This is a genomic window from Pseudomonas sp. F3-2, from assembly GCF_038804275.1.
Lineage (GTDB): Bacteria > Pseudomonadota > Gammaproteobacteria > Pseudomonadales > Pseudomonadaceae > Aquipseudomonas.
Genome location: NZ_CP152388.1, coordinates 2,467,930 through 2,480,883, shown reverse-complemented (window position 1 = coordinate 2,480,883; position 12,954 = coordinate 2,467,930). Strand labels below are relative to the sequence as shown.

10 protein-coding genes are annotated in these 12,954 nt (G+C 61.8%); 5 read left to right on the top strand and 5 right to left on the bottom strand.

Going from position 1 to position 12,954, the window contains the following annotated elements:
* Positions 1-36 precede the first annotated feature (36 nt).
* Both AAGQ88_RS11430 and tssA read left to right on the top strand, forming a co-directional pair.
* Positions 37-555 carry a type VI secretion system tube protein Hcp gene (locus AAGQ88_RS11430; RefSeq protein WP_285424777.1) on the top strand — a complete coding sequence of 173 codons (519 nt, stop codon included), beginning with the start codon at positions 37-39 and terminating at the stop codon, positions 553-555.
* 101 nt (positions 556-656) lie between these two features.
* Positions 657-1,757 (top strand): type VI secretion system protein TssA, encoded by a 1,101-nt coding sequence (gene tssA / locus AAGQ88_RS11425; RefSeq protein WP_342655397.1) that lies wholly within the window; start codon positions 657-659, stop codon positions 1,755-1,757.
* 15 nt (positions 1,758-1,772) lie between these two features.
* On the opposite strand, the gene AAGQ88_RS11420 is transcribed toward tssA, so the two are convergent.
* Positions 1,773-2,954, bottom strand: coding sequence for a DUF2314 domain-containing protein (locus AAGQ88_RS11420; protein WP_342655396.1), 1,182 nt, complete (start codon positions 2,952-2,954; stop codon positions 1,773-1,775).
* A gap of 38 nt (positions 2,955-2,992) precedes the next feature.
* Entirely contained in the window at positions 2,993-3,901 is a 909-nt protein-coding gene (locus tag AAGQ88_RS11415) for a hypothetical protein (RefSeq protein WP_342655395.1), read from the bottom strand.
* A 683-nt stretch (positions 3,902-4,584) separates the two neighbouring features.
* On the opposite strand from AAGQ88_RS11415, the gene AAGQ88_RS11410 reads away from it, so the two are divergent.
* Complete coding sequence (locus AAGQ88_RS11410; protein ID WP_342655394.1) at positions 4,585-5,271, top strand: lipopolysaccharide kinase InaA family protein; 687 nt, start codon at positions 4,585-4,587, stop codon at positions 5,269-5,271.
* 98 nt (positions 5,272-5,369) lie between these two features.
* The gene (locus tag AAGQ88_RS11405) at positions 5,370-7,775 is read left to right on the top strand and encodes a DUF3772 domain-containing protein (protein WP_342655393.1); all 2,406 of its coding nucleotides are present in this window, start codon (positions 5,370-5,372) and stop codon (positions 7,773-7,775) included.
* 70 nt (positions 7,776-7,845) lie between these two features.
* On the opposite strand, the gene AAGQ88_RS11400 is transcribed toward AAGQ88_RS11405, so the two are convergent.
* Entirely contained in the window at positions 7,846-10,431 is a 2,586-nt protein-coding gene (locus AAGQ88_RS11400; RefSeq protein ID WP_342655392.1) for an EAL domain-containing protein, read from the bottom strand.
* Positions 10,432-10,555: 124 nt separating this feature from the next.
* On the opposite strand from AAGQ88_RS11400, the gene AAGQ88_RS11395 reads away from it, so the two are divergent.
* Positions 10,556-11,026, top strand: a complete 471-nt coding sequence (locus tag AAGQ88_RS11395; protein WP_342655391.1) for a potassium channel family protein — start codon at positions 10,556-10,558, stop codon at positions 11,024-11,026.
* A gap of 58 nt (positions 11,027-11,084) precedes the next feature.
* Here AAGQ88_RS11395 and AAGQ88_RS11390 read toward each other — a convergent pair whose 3' ends face one another.
* Together AAGQ88_RS11390 and AAGQ88_RS11385 are read right to left on the bottom strand one after the other, a co-directional pair.
* Positions 11,085-12,092, bottom strand: a complete 1,008-nt coding sequence (locus tag AAGQ88_RS11390; protein ID WP_342655390.1) for a transketolase family protein — start codon at positions 12,090-12,092, stop codon at positions 11,085-11,087.
* The gene (locus AAGQ88_RS11385; RefSeq protein ID WP_285424767.1) at positions 12,089-12,937 is read right to left on the bottom strand and encodes a transketolase; all 849 of its coding nucleotides are present in this window, start codon (positions 12,935-12,937) and stop codon (positions 12,089-12,091) included. The genes AAGQ88_RS11390 and AAGQ88_RS11385 overlap by 4 nt, the downstream gene beginning before the upstream one ends.
* Positions 12,938-12,954 lie beyond the last annotated feature (17 nt).

Below are 12,954 nucleotides of genomic sequence, written 5' to 3'. Positions count from 1 at the left end.
CTGGCCCTTAAATGTAAGAAAATGGAGACGTAAAAAATGGCATTTGACGCATATATTCAGATCGACGGGATTCCAGGTGAAGTGCTGGACGACAAGCACAAGGACTGGATCGAAGTTCTGGGCTACGAATACGGCGCCACTCAAGCGACTTCGGCGACTGCAAGCTCCTCGGGTGGTGCGTCGTCCGAGCGCGTCGCGCTGAGCGATTTCAGCATTCGCAAAGCCGTCGACAAGGCGTCGGCGAAGCTGTTCGAAGCCTGCTGCAAAGGCACTCACATCGCCAAGATCCAGCTGAACGTCAACCGTGCCGGCGGCGACAAGCTGACCTACCTGACCATCAACCTGGAAGAGGTTGTCGTGTCGTCGGTCAAGGCCATCGCCGGTGGCAACCAGGATGGCGAAGACAAGGCTGTGAGCGATCTGCCGATCGAAGAAATCAGCTTCAACTTCGCACGCATCAAAACCACCTACACCCAGCAGAGCCGTGCCGACGGCCAGGGTGGCGGTAACGTCACTGGCGGCTGGGACCGTACCGCCAACAAGGTTTTCGCGTGATCGCGTAAGCACCCTGGGCCACCGCCGATGGCGATGGCCCTTGTTCAACACCATGCCGATCCGATCGGCATGGTGTTCTTTCATTCATTTCCGAGTTGACCATGTCTGAATTTCTCAACGACCTTTCACTGACCGAACTGACAGCGCCGATCAATGGAGGCAGCGGCGAAGACCTGAGCTTTTCCACGCTGTTCGACAACGTCAAAGAGGCTCGTCGAGCAGACCCTGATTACCTTACCCAGGGTGACTGGCAGACCGATCTGAAATCATCGGATTGGGACCTGACGATCACCCTGGCCGCACAGGGACTTGCTCAGCAGAGCAAGGACCTGATGCTCGTCGCCTGGCTCAGTGAAGCGCTGGCGCACAAATACCATTTCCAGGGAATCACCTTCGGCCTGACCCTGGCCGAGCGAATCCTGCGGCAGTTCTGGGATGGCCTGTATCCGGCGCTCGATGAGGGCCTGGAGGAGCGCGCCGCCCGTCTGGCTTGGCTGAAAACCACCTTGGCCGATGTGGTCGGTGGCCTGCCCATCACTCAGGGCGACGGCTTCGGCCTGTTGCGCTACGACGAGTCGCGCCACATTGAAAACCTTGCCCTGCAGAATCAGCAGGCCATGCGCATCGCGCTGGACGAAGGCAAGATCAATGCGGAAATCTTCCAGCGCTCGGTGGTCCTTACCGACACTGAACACTTCGTCCGCAAGGCTGCTGAAATCAACGACAGCCTGCACGCCTGTCGTCAGCTGCAGGCCACTGCCGATCAACTGTTCGGCCATGAAGCACCGAGCTTCGCCGCGCTGATCGAAATCCTTTCCCGTGCCGCGCAACTCGCCGAAAAACTGCTCAAAGACCGTGGCGTCGAACTCAACGCTCCCGCAGCGCAGGCGCCATCCGAACCTGCGGCCGCGATCGAGGCCCCGAATACTTCAGGTGGCGCCATGACCATGACCGCGAAAGACACCGCACCAGCCCCATTGCGCACTACCCCGCTGACCCGCGACGAGGCTTTTACCCTGCTGGCGGGCGTGGCGCAGTTCTTCAAACAGACCGAGCCGCAAAGCCCTGTGCCCTACTTGATCGAGCGCGCGATCAAATGGGGCAACATGCCGCTGGAAGGCTGGCTGAACGACGTGATCAAGGACAGCAACGTGGTGGATGGCATTCGCGATGTGTTGGGGACCAAGGAATCGAAGGCCTGACAGGTCTGAGTGGCACTAGCGAGTGCTGTTGTGGAAGCCGATCACATAATGTTGAAGCTGGTCGTGCAGCGTGAAGGCGATAACCGCGCCAATCAGCAGCGCGATCAGATCCAGCACGCGCGAGCCGCCCCATTGCGGCGTGCGCATGCGCAACCTGAAGTACCAAGGGCCTGTGCCGGATACGATGCCATAACCCAACACCATGACCGCGCCGAGGAAATCCCATGAACGGGCGATCTCGACCGAGCGCCCGCCCCAGGTCTCCTGCAGCGGGTGAATCACCAAGTAGTACAGCCAGCCCAGCCCGAGTGCCATGAGTGCAAAGCCGATCGGCCACAGAGGGAACCCGCGGGACGGGACCTGACCGTGATATTCCGGGTCGCTGCGTTGCAGCAAGTCGACGATTCGCGGCCAGCCCGCAGCGCTTGCCAGCGCCAGTGAGGTCTGCCCATGAACATTGGGTGCCAGCGGATCGGCGCCGTGGCGCAGCAGCGCAGCAACCACCGGATAATTCCCTGCCAGCACTTCGCGGTGCAGCATCAGCCAGCCCGCCGGATCGTAGTCGTGAATGACGTGCGGATGCTCCTGCAATCCCTCCTCCACCTTTTCGCGCATGTTCAACGCCATTGGGTGTTCGGTGTGTTCCAGAGTCGCGAGCGTCTGCCGATCCTCTGCACTGTCCAGGTTTCGGGACAGCAGCCAGGGTTGCTGATCATCCGGGGCGGGCACCACTTCAACGAGGCCCGGCGTGCCAAAATCCAGCCCCCACGCCCTGTCATGCTCATCGCGAGCGTCCTCGCTCATGCCCGCGCGCAAAGCGTCCACGGTGAATCCACCATAGACGTGGCCGTTGCGTACGTACATCCAGTCATTGAGGGCCTCGAAGGGCAACGAGACCGTATCCGACGCCTGCAATGACGTCGCCCAGCGAGGCTCGTTCATCAGCACGCCGGTGATGGTCTGGCCGTCGAACTCGACATTGCCCACCCACATGTTTTCGACTGCGGGTATCTGAGGGTCGTCCAGGTCGAGAGTGAACGACAGTTTGACCGCCGCCAGATCCAGGCACTTGACGATCCTGCGCGATTCCCACGACAACTCTCGCCAGAAGAACTTGAAGGTCATCCGGGCGCTGGCCACGGCCGCCTTCAGTTCCTCGCTTTCCCCTTTGACGCTGTAAATGGTGTGTTCCGACATTGATCCGCCATTCCGTTTGTTTCAGTTCAAGCCAGTGATCAGGCCGTCAAAGGCGCAGCTTGGGAGGGTTCCTGCGCCTGGCCGTCTTTGAGCAAGGCCAGCGTGGAGAGGAACAGGTCATGGCTCAGAATGCCGGTCGCCACGGTCGACAGCACCACGTTGCCGGCCTGGTCCTTGATCACCACTTTCTCGCTCCAGGCGCTGAGGTCGACGCTGCCAAGGAAGGACATCGGCACGCTGCTGCCCTGCACCTGCAAGACGTCGCCGGACACCATGATCGGCAGCGTCTTGATCTCCAGGAAATTGCCGGCCGCGCGTTTACGCCAGACTTGCGCGGAATCGATGCAGTTGAACGTTACGCTGCCGCCTGCGCGCAGGGTCTCCAGCACTACTGGCTGGCGAGCCTTGAGATACAACTCGCGGAACCGTTGCTGAAAGTCGTGAAAACCCTTCAACGCTTCATTGACCCGACGCAACGGCTCGGAGGCGTTGCGACGATAGGCCAGGTTGGTGATCAGCCCGGAGAACCCCGCCTGACCCGAGCTGAACAGGTAGACGTCCTCGATCTCGGTGTACGGCAGGTAGGTCGTGTTCCCCTGAGTAGTCTCGGCGATGCCGTGTTCATACAGCTCGTACTGGCTCAGACGCATCTTCTTGTGCCACGCACGCACACCGAACGCGCCGATGCCGATGAGCGCCAGGAACGCGCTGGTGGCATAGACCAGCATCACGGTGCTGGAGAACTGGACCGTGCCTGTGCTTCGTGTCGTCACGGCGACAGGCCCGGAAGCTGCGTCTGGAAGGATGGTGCTCAGGTACAGAACGAAGCCGGCCATGGCGAGCATGACGGCGCCGAAGATCAACAGAAAAATCAAAAAGCCTTTGCCATAACGAAACGTGGCGAGGAGTTCGCCGCTGGCGGGCACCGTCGAAGAAGTAGTTGGCATGAAGAGGTTGCATCCCTGTCAGTGTGGATTAAGCAGCGCCGTCCGGATTGGCTTCGCCGTCAGACGGCGCTGTAGCGTGTGAGGCTGGCGCACGGACAAGCCATGCGCCACGACCTAGAGCCTTCGCTGACGAATTAATTCCCTATTGGATCCGATTCTTTCTGATTTTGAGCACTGCGGCTCATTTCCCAGCACCGCGCATTGACGCCTTGATTTGGCGGTGAGGCGTCCGGCGCCTTCCCGGCTAAAGCCGGTCCTACGGGTTTGAATGCGGCGTAACCGGCGTACGCGGTGTACGCGGGGATGCGATGTGTGCAGGAATCGCGTTGTAGGACCGGCTTCAGCCGGGAAGAAGACCGTGTGATCACCCTGAAATATTCCGGCAGGACGTCAGATGCCTTCCCAGTTAAAGCCGGTCCTGCGCTGGGGATAAGTCGAGGATGAGGTGCAACAGCGTGTTACAGTTTAAGATGGTGCAACTATTGATGTCGGCAAAGGTCTCTGAACCGCCCGCAGTGTTGCCTCGGCGTAAAGGCTCTGGCGAATCTGCAGGGTCTTCTGCAGAAAGCGGCGTAGGGGACGATTTTCGTGAAGCCATGGGGCAACCGTGACGGTCTTTCGCACCCATGTTCGGCATAACAGCCTGAATATTTATTTACAATAATTTGAAACGGGAGTGCGCAATGCGCCAACGTGAGCAGGATTTTTCGTATTGGTGGAGCACCTCGGGTCCGTGGGTCGAAGAGCCCAATGTGCGCCGCAGTGGCACAAGTGGTGTTCAGCGTGTCGTTCATGATGGCAAGACCGTGTATGTGAAGCGTCAGACCGGCCACCTTTTCCGCAGCCTGAAATACCCGCTCGGCCGGCCGACCGTCATGCGTGAAGGCCGGGCGCTTTCCAGGTTGATGCAACTGGGTGTCACTGCCCCTCAGCCGATCTACTACGGCGCAGAAAAAGTCAAAGGTGTCTGGCACGGCGTTCTGGTCACCAAAGACCTCAACGGCTTTCAGGACCTGGACACCTGGTATGACCAGGGCGCTCGCACGCAGCTGACTCAGGAAGAGCATTTGAAAGTCCTGGAAAAGCTCGCCGTGCTGCTGTCGCGCATGCACCTGGGCCGCTGGCAGCATGGCTGCATGCGCTCCAAACATATTTTCATCAAGGCGCTGGACACCGAGCACGGCGCGGATTTCGAGCTGGCGCTGCTGGATCTCGAGAAATCCCACGGTCGCGCCAGTACGTTGCGCGCCGCCCGGCACGACATTCCGCAGTTGCGTCGTCATTCCTACTGGAGCGATGTGGAGTGGCAGTATTTTCTGTCGCACTATGAAAAAGGCCTGGGCCGCCCGCTGTCCCTGGCGTCGGCTTGACGCGCCCGGGCTGCCGCGCGACTGTCGCCGCCTGACGTTCACACTCATGGCTTCACGCAGGGACAGGGTCGAGCCGCTTAACGCAAGAAGGAAAGAGAATGCTGCACGTCTCGTCCAACCGTTTTTATGCCGGACTGCTCGCGCTGCTGCTGTGCATCATCGCGCCTGCCATGGCTCAATCGGCGCCAGCGCAGGCGCCCTCGGTCGATAACGCTGACAGCGCGACGCCGGCCGTCGAGGCGCCGAGCCTGGATGACCTGAATGAGCAACTGGATCAGATCCGGCAAAAAGTCACGGGCAGCGCCAACGATGACCTGCTCTCCAATTTGCGTCAGGCGGCGTTGCAGGTGCAGAAACAGGCCGATGCGCTGATCGCTCAGCAAGGCGTTGACATCGAGCACCTGAACGATCAGCTCAACATTCTGGGGCCGGTGCAACCCGACGAAGCGTCGACCCTGACCGCCCAGCGCAAGACCCTGACCAACCAGAAGAATGCGCTGGTCAACGATGAACGTCAGGCCAACACGCTGAGCCAGTCCGCGCGGGATCTGGCGACGCAGATCTTCAGCCTGCGCCGCAGCCTTTTCGACTCGCAGATCAGCACACGGACGGCCAGCCCGTTGAGCTCGGCGTTCTGGTCCACGCTGATTCGTCCTACCGATGACGATCTGGGCCGCATGAATGGTTTGCTGACCGACGTACGCCGCGTATTCAACACGGCGCTGGCGCCGGGCAATCGGGTGTTTCTGTTCAGCGTCGTGCTGGGCGCGGTACTGATCTGGGTCGTGGTGCGGCGGTTGCTGGAGCGCTTGCTGATCTGGGCAATGATTCGCTGGCTGCCGGAAGGTCGCCTGCGTCGAAGCGCTTTGGCACTGGCCGTCGGGCTGTCGACCATTCTCACCATCACCACTGCCACTTCCCTGCTGCGCTGGGGTATTGTCAGCGGTGCGGTGCTCAGCAACGACGTGGTCAATCTGCTCGATCAGGTGCAGACGCTGATCACCTTCTGTGCCTTCATCGTCGGCATGGGTCGGGCGCTGCTGATGCTGCCCCACCCTTCCTGGCGGCTGCCACAGATTCCCAACGAAATTGCCACGGCGATGGGCCGCTTCCCGGTCGTGCTGGCGCTGGCGCTGATGATCATCGGCACCCAGGAGCGCATCAACAGCGTGATCGCCAGCAGCCTCGCGCTGACGGTTGCAGTCAACGGCCTGACCGCGCTGGTGATCTCGCTGGTGTTCGTTTTGGCGCTGGTGCGTTACCGCCGGGTGCGTCGTCGCTTCGAGCTGGAACGGCTGGCCGGTTTCGCCGGGCTGATTCCGTTCGTCGTGGCGGTCTGGGCCGGATTGAGTCTGCTGGCCCTGCTGGGCGGCTACCTGACGCTGGCGTATTTTCTGGCGGTCAAGCTGCTCTGGATCAGCGTGGTTTCAGCCACTGCTTATCTGCTGATCGCCTGCTTCGGTGACATCTGCGAAACGCTTCTGTCGCCCAAGCAGCCCGGTGGCATGGCGCTGGGTTCGGCACTGGGCCTGTCGCCCCGCCACCAGGCGCAAGCCAGCACGGTACTGGCCGGGATCGGCCGTACCTTGCTGCTGTTTACGGCCGTGCTGCTCGCGTTCCTGCCTTCGGGTTCAAGCCCTGGCGATCTGCTCGACAGCTTCGCGCAACTCGACGTCACGTCCAAATCGCTGGGCAACTTGAACATCGTGCCCAGCGACATCGTGATGGCGTTGATTTGCGTGGTGGTCGGGCTGCTGGGCGTGCGCGTGCTCAAGCGCTGGTTCAGCGAGCGACTGCTGCCCGAAACCACCATGGACGCCGGCATGCAAGCCTCGCTGGTGACCTTGATCGGTTACATCGGCTTCGTCCTGGTCGTGGCGGTGGTGATGTCCACGCTGCACATCAGCCTGACCAACCTGACCTGGGTGGTCAGCGCGCTGTCGGTGGGGATCGGTTTCGGTCTGCAGGCTATCGTGCAGAACTTCATTTCCGGCCTGATCCTGCTGACCGAACGGCCGGTGAAGGTCGGCGATTGGGTGAGCCTGGCGGGGGTCGAGGGCGACATCCGCCGCATCAATGTCCGCGCCACGGAAATCCAGATGTCCGACCGCTCGACGGTGATCGTGCCGAACTCGCAGTTCATCACGCAGAACGTGCGCAACGTCACCATGGGCAATGCGTTGGGCGTCGTCGGGATCTCCCTCACCCTGCCGCTGGACACCGATGTCCTGAAAATCCGCGAGCTGCTGCTGCACGCGTTCACCGAACACGAAGCAATCCTCGACACGCCGGCGCCGTCGGTGACCTTCAAGGACCTGACCAACACCGGCGTGATCATCAGCGTCAGCGGCTACGTCAACAGCCCGCGTTCGGTGGGCGGTGCGAGAAGCGATCTGCTGTTCACGGTCCTGGGGCGTCTGCGTGAGCTCGGCATTCCGCTGTCTTCGCCACAAAGCATGGTCCTGATCAACGAAGGCCTGAAAGCCGCGTCGCCGGAACAATAAGCACGCCCGAGCTCGCACTCAGGCAACCTCGGCTGCCCGCCCTGTCAGTCTCGACCGACGACGCCGTCGATCAGGCGTTGTCGGGCGACTGAGCGCTCTCGGTCACCCGCACCAGCGCGCTGAAGCCGTCAGTGTCCAGCGGGCGACTGAGGAAATACCCCTGGCCTTCGTCGCACAGCACCGATTTGAGCATCGCCAGATGCTCCGGGGTTTCAATCCCCTCGGCGGTGACCGTCAGCGACAGCGCGTGCCCCAGCCCGACGATCGCTTCGATAATGGACCGGTCATCTTCGGTGGCTCCCAGCCTGGACAGGAAGCTGCGATCGATTTTCAGCCCGTCGAACGGAAATGTGCGCAGGTAACTGAGCGACGAATAACCCGTGCCGAAGTCGTCCATGGCGATGCGAACGCCCAGCCGCTTGAGCGTGCGCATGACGTCCAGCGCGCCGGGCGCATCATCGAGCATGACGCTTTCGGTGATCTCAAGCTCCACCCGCGAAGGCTCGATCCCTGAATCGTGCAGCGCCCGCTGAACACGCTCCACCAGATTGCCCCGCTTGAACTCCGTAGGCGACAGGTTGACCGAAACGAACAGCGGTTCCGGCCAGCTGGCCGCGTAGCGGAAAGCCGCCTCCATGACCCAGTTGCTCAAGGCCAGGATCAGACCTGTTTCTTCAGCGATGGGAATGAACGTATCCGGCGCAATCAGGCCGCGTTCCGGGTGCTGCCAGCGCACCAGCGCTTCGGCACCGACCATTTTCGCGTCAGCGATGCGAAAGCGTGGCTGGAAGTGCAGGCGCAGCTCGCCGTGCTTGATCGCGAAACGCAGATCGCTCTCCAGGCGGCGACGTTCGACTATCTTCGAGTTCATGTCGCCGGCATAAAAACGCCAGGTATTACGCCCGCCGGACTTGGCCTCGTACAAGGCGATGTCGGCGTAACGGAGCAGTTCGGTGGCCTCGTTGGCGTCGGTCGGCGCCATGGCGATACCGATGCTGGCGCTGACGAACACCTCCTGCTCGCCAATCCGGATCGGTCGCTCGACAGAGTCGATCAGGCGTTGGCAAAGGGTCTCGACCTCCTCCTGACCGCTGACGTCCGTCAGGATCAGCACGAACTCATCACCGCCGATGCGCGCGACCAGATCCCCATGCCGGACACAGCTGGCCAGACGGCTGGAGATCTTGTTCAAGACAGCGTCGCCGGCCGCATGCCCCAACAGGTCGTTGACCGGCTTGAAGCGGTCCAGGTCCAGGCTGAGCATGACCAGCGGGCGCTCGACCGTCGGCAGGGTCTTGAGCTTGCCGTCCAGAAACTCTCTGAGCCGGGTCCGGTTGGGCAATCCAGTGAGCGCGTCGTGCTGGGACAGGAATTCGATACGCCGACGCGATTCGACCTCCTCGGTGACATCCGTCGCCGTACCGCGAAAGCCAAGCTCGCCCATCGCTCTGGCAGAGAGCCGGGTGATGCGTTGCTGGCCCTGAGTGTCGACGAAGCGGCACTGCACGCTGATGTCCGGCCGACGATTGGGAATGCTCAACCACTGGGACACCGAGCCCAGTTCCGTGCACAGCAGATCGTCCATCGAAGCGCCGAGCCACGCCTGTCTGGACAGCCTGGTCACCCCTTCGAACCGTTCGGACAGGTAAGTGAACCGCCCTTGGCGATCGATCTCCCAGACCCAGTCAGAACTGGCTTCAACCACATCGCGAAAGCGCGCTTCGCTGATCGCCAGAGCGGACTGACTGGTTTGCAAGGATTCGTAGCTGGCATCCAGCGCCTGGGCACTGGCCGTGGTGCGGCGCAAAATTGCCCACGCCATGAGGTAGACCAGCAGCGCCGCGATGCCCACCATCGGCAAGCCCATGCCGAGCAGGCGTTCACCCGGTTTGGGCGGATTCCAGTGCAGGCTGCCGGCAGCGCCGTTGTCGCCCAGCGCAAAAACGGATCGGCCGCCAAGCTCGTCCGGGGCGGCGACGCGCAGGCGATCCACCCCGAAGTCCCTGCCGATGGTGTCCAGGCGCGGTCCCTCCAGCACGTCGATGAAAAGCAGGACCGAAGGGGTTCGGTCGTCGGCCTCCACCGCCGGGTCGGTTCCGGGCGTGATAGCGGCGGCGCCGACCAGCGCCGGATGTCCGCCTATGTTGACGAACGTGGTCGTTGGCGTCTCCGCTTCTGCGCCGGCGCGCGCCTTGCTCAGCACACCCGCCAGTGACTGTTTGAGCCAACTGGAGGCGTCCGAGGATTTCAGCTCGCCGTTGATGACCGAGTAGACCGTTCGATCCGCATCATTGACGACGAACACGCCTTGAAATCCAAAGTCTGCGTACAGTGTCGGCCCGACGTTCTGACGCACGTACGCCCAGTCGGTATCGACGGTGAGATGCAGGTGTTTATAGGCGTCCCCCCAGAACGCGTAGTCCTTGACCGTGGCGCTAATGGACTTCTCAAGCGCCCGCACGGCCTTTTCCGTGTAGAACGCGCTTTCGGCCTCCTCGGTCTGGTCGAGGTCATTGGCCAGGTAGACGAGCAGGTAACCGGTCAGCAGGAAAACGCCCGTCAGCAGGCCGACGAACTTGAACAGCGATGCACGAATGATCGTGACACTTGAGCGGCGTAGCGCGAGGCTGACGATAGGAGCTGTAGGTTCGGACATGGGCGATCGCCAGGCATTGAAGCAGCAGAGAGTCATACCAGCGTATCGGCCGCCCGGCTCAAGGATTTAGCACGCTCGGCCTGTCGGGGCGAGGCGCACTCAGAGATTGCCAGAGGGCATTGCCATGTTACTCATCACCCTGATCAACGTTCTGATCATCACCACTGCGGTCATCGTCCATTACGAGTGCCTGATGCGACTCAACCTGCTGATGCCCCGACTGAACCTGTGGCACCGCTTCACCCTGGTGTTCGGCGTGCTGGGCGCGCTGGGCGCTCATGCCATCGAGGTGTGGATATTCGCGCTGGGGTACTACGCCATGAACGCATCCGGCAGCCTGGGGCAGCTGACCGGCAACTACGACGGCAGTCTGATGGATTCGGTGTATTTCTCGTTCACGACGTTCACCACCATCGGATTCGGCGACATCACCCCGACAGGGCCGCTGAAGTTTCTGACCGGCCTGGAAGCCTTGACCGGGCTGGTGCTGATTACCTGGACCGCCTCGTTTCTGTTCCTCGAAATGCAGCGATATTGGGGCGTTCAAGGCAAGCGCGGCAAACCCCGCAGCGCCCACGACAGGCATACCCATTGATTCAGTGGCGGGTGCGCGGAACCGCCGACACAGGCAGCTCCGCGCGGGCCGGTTTGCCTCAAAGCCAGGCTTTGATCCGTGCGGCGACCGCGTCAGTGGAGATACCGTAGCGGTCATGCAGGGTCGGCAGCGCGCCGGCATCGAGGAAGGCGTCGGGCAGCGCGATCTGCCGGAAGGTCGGCGTCACGCTGTTGCGCATCAACAACCCGGCCACCGCTTCGCCCAGTCCGCCGATGATCGAGGCATTCTCGGCAGTAACCACCAGCCTGCCGGGTTTCCGCGCTTCGGCCAGAATGGTCTGTTCGTCCAGCGGCTTGACCGTCGGCACGTGCAGCACCGCCGCATCGACGCCGTCGGCTCTGAGTTTCTCTGCCGCTTCAAGGGCGCGCATGGTCATCAGGCCGGTGGAAATGATCAACACATCGTTGCCGGTGCGCAGGGTTTTCGCCTTGCCGATCTCGAACGTGTAGCCGTACTCGTCGAGCACGACCGGCACGTTGCCACGCAACAAGCGCATGTACACCGGGCCCTGGTGCGCGGCGATGGCGGGTACCGCCTGCTCTATTTCCACCGCATCGCAGGGATCGACGATCATCAGATTGGGCATCGCCCGGAAGATCGCCAGGTCGTCGGTCGCCTGATGGCTGGGGCCGTAGCCGGTGGTCAGGCCAGGCAAACCACAGACGATTTTGACGTTGAGGTTTTCCTCGGCGATGGCCATGCAGATGAAGTCATACGCGCGACGCGACGCGAACACTGCGTAAGTGGTCGCAAACGGCGTGAAGCCTTCGCGGGCCATGCCGGCGGCGGCACTCATCAGCAACTGCTCGGCCATGCCCATCTGATAAAAACGCTCCGGGTGCGCGTTGGCAAAGATGTGCAGGTCGGTGTATTTGGAGAGGTCGGCGGACAGGCCGACGATGTCCTGGCGTTGCTCGGCCAGCGCTGCCAGCGCGTGCCCGAACGGTGCAGAGCGCGTGGCCTGCCCTTCCGAGGCGATGGAGGCGATCATGGCCGATGTGGTCAGACGCTTCTTGGTGCCTGCCGGAGTATTGACTGTGCTCATTTGCTGCTCCCGATCCGAAGGTTTTCCAATGCCAGATCCCATTCGTTTTCATCGACGCGAATGAAGTGCGTCTTCTCGCGGTTTTCCAGGAAGTCCACGCCCTTGCCCATTCGGGTGTCGCAGATAATCACCCGGGGCTGACTGCCGGTGTGCTGGCGGGCGGCATCGAAGGCGGTGACCAGTGCCTGCAGATCGTTGCCGTCCACACGCTGCGTGAACCAGCCGAACGCCTGCCAACGGTCGACGATGGGCTCGAAGGCCAATATTTCGCTTGAGCGTCCGTCGGCCTGCTGATTGTTCACGTCGATGATCGCGATCAGGTTGTCGAGCTTCCAGTGCGAGGCCGACATCGCGGCTTCCCAGGTCGACCCCTCGTTCAGCTCACCGTCGGACAACAGGTTGTAGACAAACGAGCCGGATTGCTTGCGCTTGAGGCCCAGACAAGCACCGACCGCAATGCCCAGCCCGTGGCCCAGCGAGCCGCCGGTGATTTCCATGCCCGGGGTGTAGGCGGCCATCGCTGACATCGGCAGGCGACTGTCGTCGGAGCCGTAGGTTTCCAGCTCGTCCAGCGGTATGACGCCGGCCTCGATCAGTGCGGCGTATAACGCAATCGCGTAGTGACCGATGGACAGATAGAAGCGGTCACGCCCTTCCCACTCAGGATTTTCCGGCTGATAGCGCAACGCGTGAAAGTACGAGACGGCCAGCAGATCGGCGGCGCCCAGCGCCTGCCCGACATAGCCCTGCCCCTGAACCTGCCCCATGCGCAGCGCATGACGACGGATGTTGTAAGCGCGCTCGGCGAGCGGCGCCAGACTGGTGTGTGATGCATGAACCGTCATTTGAGAAGACTCCATTG